At 61.1% G+C, this 16,387-nt stretch carries 9 protein-coding genes and 1 tRNA gene; 8 read left to right on the forward strand and 2 right to left on the reverse strand.

Annotated elements, in window-relative coordinates; genetic code table 11:
• Positions 1–148: 148 nt before the first annotated feature.
• From ACZ5ZH_RS08240 to ACZ5ZH_RS08270, 7 genes are all read left to right on the forward strand, one after another.
• Positions 149–2,260 carry a TonB-dependent receptor gene (locus ACZ5ZH_RS08240; RefSeq protein WP_464771168.1) on the forward strand — a complete coding sequence of 704 codons (2,112 nt, stop codon included), beginning with the start codon at positions 149–151 and terminating at the stop codon, positions 2,258–2,260.
• A 94-nt stretch (positions 2,261–2,354) separates the two neighbouring features.
• Entirely contained in the window at positions 2,355–3,470 is a 1,116-nt protein-coding gene (locus ACZ5ZH_RS08245) for a DUF47 family protein (RefSeq protein ID WP_464771169.1), read from the forward strand.
• Positions 3,471–3,498: 28 nt separating this feature from the next.
• Positions 3,499–4,500, forward strand: a complete 1,002-nt coding sequence (locus tag ACZ5ZH_RS08250) for an inorganic phosphate transporter (protein ID WP_449473903.1) — start codon at positions 3,499–3,501, stop codon at positions 4,498–4,500.
• A 344-nt stretch (positions 4,501–4,844) separates the two neighbouring features.
• Entirely contained in the window at positions 4,845–9,008 is a 4,164-nt protein-coding gene (gene rpoB, locus ACZ5ZH_RS08255; RefSeq protein WP_464771170.1) for a DNA-directed RNA polymerase subunit beta, read from the forward strand.
• Positions 9,009–9,086: 78 nt separating this feature from the next.
• Positions 9,087–13,343, forward strand: coding sequence for a DNA-directed RNA polymerase subunit beta' (gene rpoC / locus ACZ5ZH_RS08260; protein WP_460986515.1), 4,257 nt, complete (start codon positions 9,087–9,089; stop codon positions 13,341–13,343).
• 213 nt (positions 13,344–13,556) lie between these two features.
• Positions 13,557–13,630 (forward strand) — tRNA-Gln (locus ACZ5ZH_RS08265).
• Positions 13,631–13,803: 173 nt separating this feature from the next.
• Positions 13,804–14,124, forward strand: a complete 321-nt coding sequence (locus ACZ5ZH_RS08270; protein ID WP_464771171.1) for a hypothetical protein — start codon at positions 13,804–13,806, stop codon at positions 14,122–14,124.
• 56 nt (positions 14,125–14,180) lie between these two features.
• Here the strand turns inward: ACZ5ZH_RS08270 and ACZ5ZH_RS08275 are convergent, their stop codons facing one another.
• Positions 14,181–14,858 carry a TetR/AcrR family transcriptional regulator gene (locus ACZ5ZH_RS08275; protein WP_464771172.1) on the reverse strand — a complete coding sequence of 226 codons (678 nt, stop codon included), beginning with the start codon at positions 14,856–14,858 and terminating at the stop codon, positions 14,181–14,183.
• Between the two features lie 347 nt (positions 14,859–15,205).
• On the opposite strand from ACZ5ZH_RS08275, the gene ACZ5ZH_RS08280 reads away from it, so the two are divergent.
• Positions 15,206–15,787 (forward strand): nitroreductase family protein, encoded by a 582-nt coding sequence (locus ACZ5ZH_RS08280; protein ID WP_464771173.1) that lies wholly within the window; start codon positions 15,206–15,208, stop codon positions 15,785–15,787.
• 156 nt (positions 15,788–15,943) lie between these two features.
• Here the strand turns inward: ACZ5ZH_RS08280 and ACZ5ZH_RS08285 are convergent, their stop codons facing one another.
• Entirely contained in the window at positions 15,944–16,351 is a 408-nt protein-coding gene (locus ACZ5ZH_RS08285) for a VOC family protein (RefSeq protein WP_464771174.1), read from the reverse strand.
• Positions 16,352–16,387: the final 36 nt, after the last annotated feature.

Genomic DNA, 16,387 nt, shown 5'->3' on the forward strand with positions numbered 1-16,387 from the left:
CCCGCTGATCCAGGCCACTTATCTACGATCTCGCCCGCTTGGCCGCTAACCCTTTCCCCTCCCCCGATAATCCCCCCAACCCCATTGATACGTTATAACATTTAAGATAGAGGCGCCTCACAAACCGTTTCAATTAAGGGTTTCCTTCATGAATTCCCCCCTGCCGCTCCTCCGCGCCAGCTGCGCCCTCACCGCAATCTGCCTCGCCTCCCCCACCCTCGCCCAATCGCCATCAATCCAGCCCGGCACCTATCATGATGACCAGCCCAACATCGTCGTCACCGCCATCATCCCCCGCCGCCAAGGCGACATATTGTCCGGCACCTCGGTCCTCTCCGGTGCCGAGCTGACACGTGACCTGCGGACCACCATCGGCGAAACCCTCGCCCATCAGCCCGGCGTCTCCGCCACCTCGTTCGGCCCCAACGCCTCTCGCCCGATCTTGCGCGGCCTTCAGGGCGAACGGGTACGCATCCTCACCGATGGCGTCGGCAGTTTCGACGTATCGAACACCTCGGTCGACCACGCCGTCGCGATCAATCCCCTGACCGCCGACCGCATCGAAGTGCTGCGCGGTCCCGCAGCGCTGCTTTACGGCTCCTCGGCGATCGGCGGGGTCGTCAATGTGATCGACAGCCGCATCCCCCGACGCGTACCTGACGAGCCCATCCACATCGAAGGCATCGCCAATTACGGCGGCGCCGCCAACGAACGCAGCGGTTCTGGCGAAATCGAAGCACCGATAACGGACAAGATCGTCGTCCACTTCGACGGCAGCTATTCGAAGAGCGGCGATCTCGACACCGGCAATTACATCCTCACGCCCGCCCTGCGCGCCCAAGCCGCCGCGAGCGGAGACCCCGCCATCACGCCCCTAGCCGATCTGAGGGGCAAGCTGCCCAACAGCGCCGCGCGCACTTGGGAAGTAGCTGGCGGAGCGGCGCTGGTGACCGATGGCGGCAACCTTGGTTTCTCGATCGCCCACACGGACAATCTCTACGGCGTCCCCGTCCGCTATTCAGTCGAACCGGGGTCGGAGGGCGAACAGGTTCACCTCCACATGAAGCAGGACCGCGCCGACATGCGCGCCGAGTTGCCGGTCAATGGCGGCATCCTGGATTCCATCCGCCTCCGCGCGGGCTTCGCCGATTACCAGCATCAGGAGATCGAACCGTCCGGGGACGTCGGCACCACATTCTATAATCAGTCGATCGAATCGCGGCTGGAACTGGTACAGGCCAAGCGCGGCGGATGGGATGGCGCCGTCGGCGCCCAATTCTTCGCCCGCAATTTCCATGTCGAAGGTGAAGAGAAGTTCCTGCCCCGCAACCGGACGGAGCAACTCGGCTTCTTCACGCTTCAATCCTTCGACCTTGGCAGCAGCCGGATCGAACTGGGCGGCCGCTATGAACATAACAAGGTAGGGGCGGACGCGGACGCGACCTTGTTCAATCCCGCCTATCAGCGCAGCTTCGACGCGTTTTCCGGGTCGATCGGCGCCAGCCAGGAAATACGTCCCGGCTGGCGCGTCGGCCTGAACCTCGCTCGAACCGAACGCGCGCCCTCGGCCGAAGAACTGTTCGCGCGCGGCAATCACGCCGGGACGCAAGCATTCGAGCTTGGCAATCCAAACTTCGACCTGGAAAAAAGCTGGGGCGTTGAAGCCACGCTGCGCGGTGAAGGCCCCGGCTACACCATGTCCCTGTCGGCCTATCACAATTGGTTCAACGGCTACATCTATGATGCGCTGGTCGATGACAGCGCCTGCATGGCAGTGAATGGCGGAAAGCCGCTGGATTTCCCCTGCTTCCAATATAATCAGGCGGACGCGCGCTATCTCGGCTTTGAAGCAGAGGCATCGGTCAAGCTGGGGGAAGTCGGCGGATACAAGGTCAATCTGGATGGCCTTGCCGACTATGTCCGCGCAACCATCACCGGCTCAGGCCCTGCGCCACGCATCCCGCCGCTGCGTTTGCTCGGAGGGATCGAACTTCAGGGTGAGCGCCTGAGCTTCCGTGGCGAGGTCGAACATAGTTTTGCGCAGAACAGGATCGCCTCGACCGAAACCCGCACCGACGGCTTCACGCTCGTCAACGCATCCTTGTCCTTCAAGCCGCTGAAAGGGAATGACCGGACCACCATCAGCCTGTCGGCGAACAATATATTCGATGTCGAGGCGCGGCGGCATGCCAGCTTCCTCAAGGATTATGCGCCACTGGCCGGACGGGATATCCGCCTGACGGCTCGACTATCCATCTGACCAACCTAGTTCATTGCGCAATGTGACGGTTTGGTTACAAGGCGAATATGGATGAGGGGTATTTTATGGCTAAGGTTGCGGGGGCGGATTGGTAATGCGTCAGATCGCCGCTCTGCCCTATGCCGCCGACCCCGATGGCTCGATGCGCATCCTGCTCATCACCTCGCGCGAAACCCGCCGTTGGGTCATCCCCAAGGGAAATCGCATCAAGGGGATGGCCGGCCACCGCGCCGCCGAACTCGAAGCCTATGAGGAAGCGGGCATTCATGGCATCGCCTGCCCCGCTCCTTTGGGCCGCTACCGCTATGACAAGCGTCGCCGCAAGGGCGACACGCGCGAAGCCACGGTTGAAGTTTTCCCCCTTGCAGTGACCGGCCAGTTGTCGCAATGGCCCGAGCAGGGGCAGAGGGAACTGCGCTGGTTTCCGGTCGCAGAGGCCGCGAAAGCGGTCGAGGAACCCGATCTTCAAACGATCATCGCGGCCTTTCGCGAACCGCCGCGCGATCCGGGCTGGTTCATCCGAACGCTGCTGCGGATCAAGGAATGGCAAAGCGAAAGGACTGGAATGCTGCGGTGGTTTCACGCGCTGATGCCCAAACAGGGGCGCTTCTTCGAACAGTTTGAGGATCATGCGGTGACGCTCGTCGCCGGGGCCGATGCGCTCGCCAAGCTGCTGAAGGGCGGCCCGGACATGGACGCGCATATCGAAGAGATCTCCGCGCGTGAGCATGAAGCGGACGACATCATCCGTGAAGTGCTGCAGGATGTGCGCCGCATTTTCGTAACGCCCTTCGACCGTAGCGCCATCACCGGCCTGATCGGCGTGATGGACGACGCGATCGACCAGATGAACCAGACCGCCAAGGCAATCGCCCTGTTCGAGGTCAAGGAATTCGCGGCCCAGATGCAGGATATGAGCGCCCTTATCGTGGAGTGCGCCCGCATCACAGCCGAAGCGATGCCGCTGCTGCGTTCGCTGAACCTCAATTCGGTGCGGCTGCATGAGCTGACCGAGCGGCTGGTGAAGCTGGAGGGGCATGCCGACATATTGCATGAGGCGGGCCTTAAAGCGCTGTATAATCAGGCCCGGCAAGGCAACCCCATGGACTTCGTCGTGGGGAACGAAATCTACGCCCATCTGGAGAAGGTGACGGACCGGTTCGAGGACGTCGCCAACGAAATCTCCGGGCTGGTCATCGACCACGCCTGATCCTTAGCTCCATTCGAGTCTCAATCTGATGGAAGCCCATCTCGCCTTTCCGCTGCTCGTCGCGCTGGTCGGCATCGCGCTCGCCTTCGACTTCCTGAACGGCCTGCACGATGCCGCCAACTCGATCGCAACGATCGTATCGACGCGCGTGTTGAAGCCGCAATATGCGGTGGCCTGGGCGGCTTTCTTCAACTTCATCGCCTTCCTCTTCTTCGGCCTGCATGTCGCCGAAACGGTAGGCAAAGGCATTGTCGATGCCAGCATCATCGACCCGCAGGTTATCTTCGGCGCGTTGATGGGCGCCATTGCCTGGAACCTGATTACGTGGGGCCTCGGCATCCCCTCGTCCAGCAGCCATGCGCTGATCGGCGGACTGCTGGGCGCGGGCACGGCCAAGGCAGGCCTCGGCGCTGTCGTATGGAGCGGCGTATTCAAAACAAGCGCCGCCATCGTCATGTCCCCTGCGATCGGCCTCATCCTGGCGCTACTGCTCGTCCTGATCATCAGCTGGATATTCCGTCGCTTCACGCCCCAGGGCGCGGATCGCGTGTTCCGCAAGCTTCAGCTCGTATCTGCGTCCCTCTACTCGCTTGGCCATGGCGGCAATGATGCGCAGAAGACGATGGGGATCATCGCGGTCCTGCTCTATTCGCAGGGCATGTTGACGGGCGGCTTCCACGTTCCTTTCTGGGTGGTCATTTCCTGTCAGGCGGCGATGGGCCTCGGTACGCTGCTCGGCGGCTGGAAGATCGTCCACACAATGGGGTCGAAGATTACGCGGCTTACTCCGGCTCAAGGCTTCTGCGCCGAAACCGGCGGAGCAATGACGCTATTCCTGGCGACGCATCTGGGCGTGCCGGTTTCCACCACGCACACCATCACCGGCGCGATCGTTGGCGTCGGCGCTTCCCGCCGCTTGTCGGCCGTCCGGTGGAACGTGGCGTCCAGCATCGTGATCGCCTGGGTGGTGACGCTGCCCGCCGCAGCCCTGATCGGCGCTGGCTTCTACGGCCTGACACGACTGTTCTGATCCGCCGCAGCGATCGGATCACGATCGTTATTGAGACAATCCGCCCTTCACAAAGGCGCGCATGGTCTCTATATGGCGTTTTGAAAATCCGGTTCCTGCAAGCCTTCCGGCAAGCATGAACCGTCCCCTGGATCGCCCGGGGACCGGTTTCGAATAGCGCGCGAAACCGGCGGGATTGGGCGACATTTGGTGGGTCACAAGGTGCTGACAGTGCGGATCGGACAGTCCCGGCCCGCACTTTTTTGCGTGGCGGCAGAAGGGCGAATCAGCCCTTTCACCCGTCTCGTCAGGCTGAATTTCGCTGCGATGCGAAAAAATGCGACGAATTACAGGCAGGAAACGCAATGGCGACCAAAGCTCTCCCCACGATCAGCAATACCGGCGCGAAGAAGCGCATCAGAAAGGTATTCGGCGACATCCACGAAGTGGTGCAGATGCCGAACCTGATCGAAGTCCAGCGGGAGAGCTATGAGCAATTCCTGCGTTCGGACCCGTCGATCGGCTATGTATCGGGCCTCGAAAAGACCCTGCGCTCGGTATTCCCGATCCGCGATTTCGCCGGCACCGCCGAAATGGACTTCGTCCATTACGAGCTGGAAGAGCCCAAATACGACGTCGAGGAATGCCGTCAGCGCGGCATCACCTACGCGGCGCCGATGCGCGTCACGCTGCGCCTGATCGTGTTCGAGGTCGACCAGGACACCGAAACCCGCTCCGTGCTCGATATCAAGGAGCAGGACGTCTACATGGGCGACATGCCGCTCATGACGGGCAACGGCACCTTCATCGTCAACGGCACCGAGCGCGTTATCGTGTCGCAGATGCACCGTTCGCCGGGCGTTCTGTTCGACCATGACCGTGGCAAGACCCACTCGTCGGGCAAATATCTCTTCGCCGCGCGCGTCATTCCCTATCGTGGTTCGTGGCTCGACTTCGAATTCGACGCCAAGGACATCGTCAACGTCCGCATCGACCGCAAGCGCAAGCTGCCGGTTACCGCGCTGCTCTATGCGCTCGGCCTGACCGCCGAAGACATGCTCGGCTTCTTCTACAACAAGGTCGTGTTCGTCCGTGGCGAAGGCGGCTGGCAGATCCCCTATCTCGCCGAAGCATGGCGTGGCCAGAAGCCCGCTTTCGACATCGTCGATGCCAAGTCGGGCGAAGTCGTGTTCGCCGCTGGCCACAAGATCAGCCCTCGCGCCGCGAACAAGGCGGAGAAGGACGGTCTTGAGACGCTGCTGATCCCGACCGAGGAAGTCTATGGCCGCTACAGCGCCTATGACCTCATCAACGAGAAGACCGGCGAAATCTACATCGAGGCAGGCGACGAAGTCAGCCCTGAAAACCTCGAAAAGCTGGACAAGGCGGGCATCGACCGCCTCGAACTGCTCGACATCGACCATGTCACCACCGGCCCCTGGATCCGCAACACGCTGAAGGCCGACAAGGCCGAAGAGCGCGACCAGGCCCTGTCGGACATCTATCGTGTCATGCGCCCCGGCGAACCGCCGACGAAGGAAACCGCTGAATCCCTGTTCGCCGGTCTCTTCTTCGACCCCGAGCGCTATGACCTCTCGGCCGTCGGCCGCGTGAAGCTAAACATGCGTCTCGACCTCGATGCCGAAGACACGGTCACCACCCTGCGCGTCGAGGACATCCTCGCCGTGGTCAAGGAACTAGTGAACCTGAAGGACGGCAAGGGCGAGATCGACGACATCGACAATCTCGGCAACCGCCGCGTCCGTTCGGTGGGCGAGCTGCTGGAAAACCAGTATCGCGTCGGCCTGCTGCGCATGGAGCGTGCCGTCAAGGAGCGCATGTCGTCGGTCGACGTGTCGACGGTCATGCCCAATGACCTCATCAACGCAAAGCCCGCCGTGGCCGCCGTGCGTGAATTCTTCGGCTCCTCGCAGCTGTCGCAGTTCATGGACCAGACCAACCCGCTGTCGGAAGTCACCCACAAGCGCCGCGTGTCGGCGCTTGGGCCGGGCGGTCTGACCCGCGAGCGCGCAGGCTTTGAAGTCCGCGACGTTCACCCAACCCATTATGGCCGTATCTGCCCGATCGAAACGCCGGAAGGCCCGAACATCGGTCTGATCAACTCGCTCGCCACGTTCAGCCGCGTGAACAAATATGGCTTCATCGAGACGCCGTATCGCAAGGTGATCGACACCAAGGTGACCAATGAGGTCGTCTATCTGTCGGCGATGGAAGAAGCCAAGCACACGATCGCGCAGGCGAACGCTGAGCTGAACGCCGACGGCACGCTGGCCGAGGACCTGATCTCCGCGCGCGAGGCGGGCGAATTCCTGATGGCGCCCAAGGACCACATCACCCTGATGGACGTCAGCCCCAAGCAGCTGGTGTCGGTCGCGGCCTCGCTCATTCCGTTCCTGGAAAACGATGACGCCAACCGCGCGCTCATGGGATCGAACATGCAGCGTCAGGCCGTGCCGCTCGTCAATGCCGAAGCGCCGTTCGTCGGCACCGGCATGGAAGGCACGGTTGCGCGCGATTCCGGCGCGGCCATCGCCGCCAAGCGTCCGGGCATCGTCGATCAGGTCGATGCGACCCGTATCGTCATCCGTGCGACCGGGGACATCGAACCCGGCCAGTCGGGCGTCGACATCTACACGCTCCAGAAGTTCCAGCGTTCGAACCAGGACACCTGCATCAACCAGCGTCCGCTGGTGAAGGTGGGCGACCTGATCGAAGGCGGCGACGTGATCGCCGACGGCCCGTCGACCGAGTTCGGTGAGCTGGCGCTGGGCCGCAACACGCTCGTCGCGTTCATGCCCTGGAACGGCTACAACTACGAAGACTCCATCCTGATCTCCGAACGGATCGTGAAGGATGACGTCTTCACCTCGATCCATATCGAGGAGTTCGAGGTCATGGCCCGCGACACCAAGCTCGGGCCGGAAGACATCACCCGCGACATCCCCAACGTCGGCGAGGAAGCCCTGCGCAACCTCGACGAAGCGGGCATCGTGTATATCGGCGCCGAAGTGGAGCCGGGCGATATCCTGGTCGGCAAGATCACTCCCAAGGGTGAATCGCCGATGACCCCGGAAGAAAAGCTGCTCCGCGCGATCTTCGGTGAAAAGGCGAGCGACGTGCGCGACACCTCGCTGCGTCTGCCGCCGGGCGTTGCCGGTACGGTCGTGGAAGTCCGCGTCTTCAACCGCCACGGCATCGACAAGGACGAGCGCGCCATGGCGATCGAGCGGGAGGAAATCGACCGTCTCGCCAAGGACCGCGAAGACGAACGCGCCATCCTCAACCGCGCGACCTTCAACCGCCTCCAGGAAATGCTGCTCGGCCAGACCGCTGCCGCCGCTCCGAAGGGCATCAAGAAGGGTGTCGAGATCGACGAGGCTCTGCTCTCCGAAGTTGAGCGTCATGAATGGTGGAAGTTCGCCGTCGCGGACGACACTCGTCAGGCCGGCATCGAAGCCGTCAAGGCGCAGTATGACGAAGCGGTAAAGCTGATCGTCGAGAAGTTCGAGGACCGCGTCGACAAGCTGCAGCGCGGCGACGAGCTGCCCCCGGGCGTGCTGAAGATGGTCAAGGTCTTCGTCGCGGTGAAGCGCAAGCTGCAACCGGGCGACAAGATGGCCGGCCGTCACGGTAACAAGGGTGTCATCTCACGCATCCTGCCGATCGAGGACATGCCGTTCCTTGAGGACGGCACCCATGTCGACATCGTGCTGAACCCGCTGGGCGTGCCATCGCGTATGAACGTCGGGCAGATCTTCGAAACGCATCTGGGCTGGGCTGCCCGTGGCCTCGGCCAGCAGCTCAAGCATGCGCTGGAAGACTGGCGTGAGGCCAATCCGAACCCGCAGCCGGGCACAATGCCCGACGCGGTCAAGGAACGGCTGCTTGCATCCTACGGCCCGCAATATGCCGATCAGATCGAAGGCCGCACGGCGGAGCAGATCATCGATCTAGCCGAGCATCTGCAGCGCGGCATACCGATGGCAACCCCGGTGTTCGACGGCGCCCGTGAAGCCGACGTGTCGGCGATGCTGGAGCTGGCGGGTCTGCACACCTCGGGGCAGTCGGACCTGTTCGACGGCCGCACGGGTGACCGCTTTGACCGTAAGGTGACTGTCGGCATCATCTACATGCTGAAGCTGCACCACTTGGTCGATGACAAGATCCACGCGCGTTCCATTGGGCCGTACAGCCTCGTCACCCAGCAGCCGCTGGGCGGTAAGGCGCAGTTCGGTGGTCAGCGCTTCGGTGAAATGGAGGTGTGGGCGCTCCAAGCCTATGGCGCCGCCTACACCTTGCAGGAAATGCTGACGGTGAAGTCGGACGACGTGGTCGGCCGTACCAAGGTCTACGAAGCAATCGTCAAGGGCGACGACACCTTCGAGGCCGGTATCCCCGAAAGCTTCAACGTGCTGGTCAAGGAAATGCGCTCGCTGGGCCTCAACGTCGAACTCGCCGCTATGGACGAGGTCGAGGACGACGACGGCTTCGCGCAGGCGGCGGAATAAAGGGTTTGCGGGGCGCGGCCTGACGGCGGCGCCCTCCCCTTCGCTCCAGAGATTTGCCCTCATGAGGGAATGAAAAAGATGAACGAACTGACCAATTTCGCCAACCCGGTCCAGAAGGCCGAAACCTTCGACCAAATCCAGATCGGCCTCGCCTCGCCTGAGCGCATCCGGTCGTGGTCCTTCGGCGAGATCAAGAAGCCGGAAACCATCAACTATCGCACGTTCAAGCCTGAGCGTGATGGCCTGTTCTGCGCCCGCATCTTCGGTCCGATCAAGGATTACGAGTGCCTGTGCGGCAAGTATAAGCGCATGAAATATAAGGGCATCGTCTGCGAAAAGTGCGGTGTCGAAGTCACGGTGTCGAAGGTCCGCCGCGAGCGGATGGGCCATATCGAACTGGCAGCGCCCGTCGCGCACATCTGGTTCCTGAAGTCGCTGCCTTCGCGCATCGGCCTGCTGCTCGACATGCAGCTCAAGCAGCTTGAGCGCGTGCTGTATTTCGAGAGCTACATCGTCACCGAACCGGGCCTGACCCCGCTTGAGAAGTTCCAGCTTCTAAACGAAGACGAGCTGCTCGACGCGCAGGACGAATATGGCGAGGACGCCTTCTCCGCCGGGATCGGCGCGGAAGCGGTCAAGCAGATGCTGATGGACCTCGACCTTGAAGGCGAGAAGCAGGCGCTGCTCGATGAGCTGGCCGTCACCAAGTCCGAACTGAAGCCCAAGAAGATCATCAAGCGCCTGAAGGTCGTCGAGAGCTTCCTGGAATCGGGCAACCGTCCGGAATGGATGATCCTGGACGTCGTCCCGGTCATTCCGCCAGAACTGCGCCCGCTGGTGCCGCTGGACGGCGGCCGCTTCGCGACTTCGGACTTGAACGACCTCTATCGTCGCGTCATCAACCGTAACAACCGCCTGAAGCGCCTCATGGAACTGCGCGCGCCGGACATCATCGTCCGCAACGAAAAGCGCATGTTGCAGGAAGCTGTCGACGCCCTGTTCGATAACGGCCGCCGCGGCCGCGTCATCACCGGCGCGAACAAGCGTCCGCTGAAATCGCTGTCCGACATGCTCAAGGGCAAGCAGGGCCGCTTCCGTCAGAACCTGCTCGGCAAGCGCGTCGACTATTCGGGCCGTTCGGTCATCGTGACCGGCCCGGAACTCAAGCTGCATCAGTGCGGCCTGCCCAAGAAGATGGCGCTCGAACTGTTCAAGCCCTTCATCTACGCCCGCCTCGACGCCAAGGGTCTGTCCATGACCCTGAAGCAGGCGAAGAAGTGGGTCGAGAAGGAGCGCAAGGAAGTCTGGGACATCCTGGACGAGGTGATCCGCGAGCATCCTGTCATGCTGAACCGCGCGCCGACGCTTCACCGTCTGGGCATCCAGGCGTTCGAACCCGTGCTGATCGAAGGCAAGGCGATCCAGCTTCATCCGCTGGTCTGCTCGGCCTTCAACGCCGACTTCGACGGTGACCAGATGGCCGTTCACGTTCCGCTGAGCCTTGAGGCCCAGCTGGAAGCCCGCGTGCTGATGATGTCCACCAACAACATCCTATCGCCCGCGAACGGCAAGCCGATCATCGTTCCGTCGCAGGACATGGTGCTGGGCATCTATTACCTGTCCATGGAACGCGAAGGCGAGCCGGGCGAAGGCATGCTGCTGGCCGACATGCAGGAGGTCCATCAGGCTCTCTTCGCAAAGGCCGTGACGCTGCACTCGAAGATCACCAGCCGCGTGCCGCAGACCGACGAAGCCGGCAATCAGTATATGAAGCGCTTCGAAACGACGCCGGGCCGCATGCTGCTGGGCGAATGTCTGCCCAAGTCGCACAAGGTGCCCTTCGACGTCGTCAACCGCCTTCTCACCAAGAAGGAAATCGGCGACGTCATCGATCAGGTCTATCGCCACACTGGCCAGAAGGACACGGTGCTGTTCGCCGACGCCATCATGGCGCTGGGCTTCCGCCACGCGTTCCAGGCCGGCATCTCGTTCGGCAAGGACGACATGGTGATCCCGGACTCGAAGGAAGGCACCGTTGCCGAAACCAAGGCGCTGGTGGCTGACTATGAGCAGCAATATCAGGACGGCCTGATCACGCAGCAGGAAAAGTACAACAAGGTTATCGACGCCTGGAGCCGTTGCGGCGACGTGGTAGCGAACGCCATGATGGACGAAATCCGCGCCCAGCCCAAGGACCCGCAGACCGGCCGCATGGCCCAGATCAACTCGATCTACATGATGGCGCACTCCGGTGCCCGTGGTTCGCAGGCTCAGATGAAGCAGCTGGCCGGTATGCGCGGCCTGATGGCCAAGCCTTCGGGCGAGATCATCGAAACGCCGATCATCTCGAACTTCAAGGAAGGTCTGACCGTCCTTGAATACTTCAACTCGACCCACGGCGCCCGTAAGGGTCTGGCCGATACCGCGCTCAAGACGGCGAACTCGGGTTACCTGACCCGCCGTCTGGTCGACGTGTCGCAGGATTGCACCATCGTCGAGGAAGATTGCGGCACCGAAAAGGCGCTGGAGATGAAGGCCATCGTCCAGGGCGGTTCCGTCATCGCTTCGCTCGGCGAGCGCATTCTGGGCCGCACCACGGCGCAGGACATCGTCGACAGCAAGGATGGCAGCATCGTCATCCCGATCGGCACCCTGCTCGACGAACCGATGATCGCGCAGATCGAGGCGATCGGTACCCAGGCGGTGAAAATCCGCAGCCCGCTGATCTGCGAAAGCCGGATGGGCGTGTGTGGCAAATGCTACGGTCGTGACCTCGCCCGTGGTACGCCGGTCAATATCGGTGAAGCGGTCGGCGTCATCGCGGCGCAGTCCATCGGTGAACCGGGTACGCAGCTTACCATGCGTACTTTCCACATCGGCGGCGCGGCGAACTTCAACGAAACGTCGAACCTGGAAGCCCTGTCGGACGGCACTATCGAGCTGCGCGACATGCCGACCATCACCGACAAGAATGGCCGTCGCCTGTCGCTCGCCCGCAATGGCGAGATCGCCATCATCGACTCCGAAGGCCGCGAACGCGAAACGCACCGCCTGCCCTACGGCGCCACCATCCTGTTTGCAGATGGCGACACCGTGAAGAAGGGTGAGCGCTTTGCCGAGTGGGATCCGTTCACCATGCCGGTGATCACGGAAAAGCCGGGCATCGTGAAATATGTCGACCTGATCGACAACAAAACGCTGACTGAGCAGACCGACGAAGCGACCGGCATCGCCCAGCGCGTCGTCATCGAGCATCGCGGTTCCGCCCGGACCAAGGAAGATCTGCGTCCGCGTCTCACCCTGCTCGACGATCAGTCGGGCGAAGCCGCCCGCTACATGCTGGCGGTGGGTGCGACCCTGTCGGTCGATGACGGCGCGCAGGTGCAGGCCGGTGACGTGCTGGCGCGTGTCTCTCGCGAAGCCGCGAAGACCCGCGACATCACCGGCGGTCTGCCGCGCGTCGCCGAACTGTTCGAAGCCCGCAAGCCCAAGGACAATGCGATCATTGCCAAGGTCTCGGGCCGCGTCCAGTTCCTCAAGGATTACAAGGCGAAGCGCAAGATCGCCATCAATCCCGAGGATGGCGGCGAGCCGGTCGAATATCTGATCCCCAAGAGCAAGGTGATCGACGTTCAGGAAGGCGACTTCGTGAAGCGCGGCGATAACCTGATCGGCGGTTCGCCCGATCCGCACGACATTCTGGAAGTGCTCGGCATCGAGCCCCTGGCCGAATATCTGGTCGCGGAAATCCAGGAAGTCTATCGCTTGCAGGGCGTGAAGATCAACGACAAGCACATCGAAACGATCGTTCGTCAGATGCTGCAAAAGGTCGAGATCATCGAGTCCGGCGACACCACGCTGCTGGTGGGCGAGCAGATCGACCGCGAGGAAATGGACGAGATCAACGCCAAGCTCCAGCCGGGCTTCGCGCCTGCCGCTGGCAAGCCGGTGCTGCTCGGCATCACCAAGGCCTCGCTCCAGACGCGTTCGTTCATCTCGGCGGCCTCCTTCCAGGAAACCACCCGCGTCCTCACGGAAGCGGCGGTTCAGGGCAAGAAGGACACGCTGGTTGGTCTGAAGGAAAACGTCATCGTCGGCCGCCTCATCCCGGCGGGCACTGGCGCGGGCATGAACCGCATGCGGGTTGCCGCCTCGTCGCGTGACGCGGCGATGCGCGCCGCCCTGCGGGCATCGAGCCAGGTCGACCTGATCGCGCCCAAGACGGCTGCTGAAGAGCATGCTGCCGAACTCGCACAGGGTCCGGAAGCCGCCATTGGCGACGATCCGCTCGGCGCGGTTCAGGGTGAGGACTTCACCACCCAGGATCTCGACTGAAGCTTTGAAATGAAGGGAGCTGCTTCCTATATCAGAAGCGGCTCCCAAGCCTGTCTACCCCGCAAGGGATGATGAATGAGCCCGCCGGACGAATATGCGACCGGCGGGCTTTTTCCCAACCGAAGTATGCGGCATTTTCCGGCGCAAGCCCCTTGACCAGCCGATCCAACCAGCTTATTTGCGCGCTTCCGATGCGGGCTACACCCGCCTTGGTGCCCGATCCTCTAATGGTAAGAGAGCGGACTCTGACTCCGTCAATCAAGGTTCGAATCCTTGTCGGGCATCCAAACATTCGGCAATCTAGAAAATTTAAACCATGTATGAACTTGGCCATCGCCTTCTCTGGCCGATCGCTGGTGTTTGGCGGAGGCATTGGGCTTGATGACTGATTGTGGTCAAAGCAAGCGATCGAGAGGCCCCTGGCGCAATCCCTCCATCTGGATTAAAGGAGGCATCCTCAGTGGCATCACAATCAAGCGAGCAAGCCACTCTTCCTGTTCACGAAATATCAGAAGCTGACTTCTACGCGAACCTGAGACATTGGCGCACCAACATCCGGCCACGTCACTGGCCGGAAAACCTCCGCGTCATCTCACTGGATGGCCTGGCACTCATCGGACTCGATGATCAAGGCAATGCCTATCTGAATGGGCAACGCCTATATACAGCACGCCGCTTCGCTTGGCAGGAACGGTTGATCGCTGGATCACTCGCGCTGTCGGCGATCATCGGCGCTGTCGCCGCCTCCTGCTCAGCGTGGGCAGACTTACATCCGCTTTAATCGCCTGATTTGTGTGGGAGCGGCGGCGAGTATCTTGCTCCCGACCCCAATTACCGTCACGCAGCCGGGCGAAGCCCTCTCACTTCCTCGGGAGTGATGGTCTTGGCAAGATTGATCAGAGATTTGACGGCAAAAGCCTTGAGCTGCGGCATCTTGGCCTCCCACGGTTTGCCATATCCCGCCAATATCGTTGACCCTTCGATCGACGTGTTGATGAACAGGGTCACGATGTCGACTTCCTCCGGGGAAAGCGCCGGGTTGAGTTCGGCGACATAGGACGCCATCAGATTGTGCATATACTGATTGACCATCTCGACCCGTTCCGCGACGAACTGATTGTGGTTCGCCATCGCCCACAATTCGGTAAACAGATGGGTCATCTTCTTCGTCTTCGTTTCGTCGAAGGTGCCCCCGATGACCAGCGCGAGCGCTTCTTCGGCAGGTAAGCCCTTGTTGGTGAGGCTGACTCTCGCTTCGCCCACGGTGGGGCTCAGCAGTTCGTCCAGCAGCACCTGAACCAGCATTTCCTTACGCGGGAAATGACGGCTCACATTTCCGACCTTCATCCCACATTCAGCAGCAATCCGGCGAAGGGTGAAGGCCGATGCGCCCTCATCGACGAGAACGTGCAACGCGGCCTTGAGGATTGCATCGACCGTGTCGGAACCCCGGGAATATACTCCAGGGCGAGGAGGAGCGACAAGCTTGGCCTTTTTCACCTTAAGATCAGTCATACTCCCCCGTAGCGCTGATTTGAATTGATGAAAAGTTCTGCTCGTATGTCATCTGACCATTCAGCTTACGAAAAGTCGATAGCGTTATTCACCGTTCGCGACATGGTGATCAAAGGGCTCCCCGCTCCAACTTTTCGCCGTCCTGCAACAAAGGTTGTACGCGCGGAAGGCCCTTAAGCAACCATGATCAATAGTCACCGCAGAACGTAATGGTCCGAAGCGCGACCCTGCGATCACCGCCGCCATCAGGACGTTGACATACGACAACTTTTAGTCAAGCATTTCTGGTGATCTGCAGCGATAAGCCTGTGTAAAATCCATCTTGTTTGCAAAGGACCCTTAAAGACATGACGCTCAACCGGGTAACCGACACGGCACTCGACCCTTTGTTTCTAAATCGCTGGTCGCCGCGCGCGTTTGATGGCTCCGTCATGCCCGCTGACGATCTGCGCACCATATTGGATGCCGGACGCTGGGCGCCCTCTTCCTTCAATTATCAGCCCTGGCGCTTTCTCTATGCGACGCGTGACGATGCCGCCAATTGGGGGCGCTTCCTCGATCTGCTGATTCCGTTCAACGCGATCTGGGCCAAGGAAGCCTCGGTGCTTTTGTTCATCCTGAGCGAAACAACCATGGGATCGCCGGACAAACCCAGCCATTCGCACAGCTTTGACGCGGGCGCCGCCTGGTCGGGCATAGCGCTGCAATCGACCCTGATTGGCTATCACGCCCATGGCATGGTCGGGATCGATATGGACAAAACCAGGGCGGAGCTGGGCGTTCCGGACGGATTCCGGATAGAGGCCGCCGTAGCGATTGGCCGGATGGGCGACCCCGCGTCCCTTCCGGAAAAGCTGCAGGCGCGCGAAGAGCCCAGCAACCGCAAGCCTCTTGAAGAGATTGCCTATTCCGGCAACTTCCGCAGCTGACTTGAAACTGCGGCGCCGGTCATTGATCGACAAGGCGCCGTTATGAAAGTTGGGGGAGGCACCATGTACCTCCCCCTTCCACCTGATCCAGAAGCCTTCAGGCACTGGATGTCACGAGATGATCGCTCACATTTGCACGCGTGATGACCACGCGCCTCACATGAGTTGGACCACCTCGATCAAATTGCCTTCGACGTCTTTGACGAAGGCCACATGTACGCCATGTTGGGGCTCCGGATGAGCAGCCACGACCATAACACCACCTGCGGCGGCGGCACTTTCCACGAACCGGTGGATATCATCCGCGATGAACCCCAGGATAACCGACTCCGTGGCCGATTTTTCCACGTCTAGGAATTTCGTCAGCGTGAAATTCCCCGTGCCCGGCGGATTTGACTTGAAGTACAGTTCCCGAATGGGACGGCCTGCGATCTCCGCATCGGCCTGCGCTTCCTCGACCAGGCCGCATACGGCGCCATAGAAGGCCGCAACCTTGTCAAGATCCTGCACGATCAGCTTGGTGAAGCCTAAAGGAACCACTTTATTCACATCTGACATATTCATCGCTCTTCATTTTTAAGCATATTCAACCCTTCGGAA

The sequence above is a fragment of the Sphingobium sp. TomMM7A genome, assembly GCF_055397305.1.

Bases quoted from the DNA above. Each gene is read 5' to 3' on its own strand.
- ACZ5ZH_RS08240 (WP_464771168.1), top strand. From the start codon at position 149: ATGAATTCCCCCCTGCCGCTCCTCCGCGCCAGCTGCGCCCTCACCGCA.
- ACZ5ZH_RS08245 (WP_464771169.1), top strand. From the start codon at position 2,355: ATGCGTCAGATCGCCGCTCTGCCCTATGCCGCCGACCCCGATGGCTCG.
- ACZ5ZH_RS08250 (WP_449473903.1), top strand. From the start codon at position 3,499: ATGGAAGCCCATCTCGCCTTTCCGCTGCTCGTCGCGCTGGTCGGCATC.
- rpoB (WP_464771170.1), top strand. From the start codon at position 4,845: ATGGCGACCAAAGCTCTCCCCACGATCAGCAATACCGGCGCGAAGAAG.
- rpoC (WP_460986515.1), top strand. From the start codon at position 9,087: ATGAACGAACTGACCAATTTCGCCAACCCGGTCCAGAAGGCCGAAACC.
- ACZ5ZH_RS08275 (WP_464771172.1), bottom strand. From the start codon at position 14,858: ATGACTGATCTTAAGGTGAAAAAGGCCAAGCTTGTCGCTCCTCCTCGC.
- ACZ5ZH_RS08280 (WP_464771173.1), top strand. From the start codon at position 15,206: ATGACGCTCAACCGGGTAACCGACACGGCACTCGACCCTTTGTTTCTA.
- ACZ5ZH_RS08285 (WP_464771174.1), bottom strand. From the start codon at position 16,351: ATGAATATGTCAGATGTGAATAAAGTGGTTCCTTTAGGCTTCACCAAG.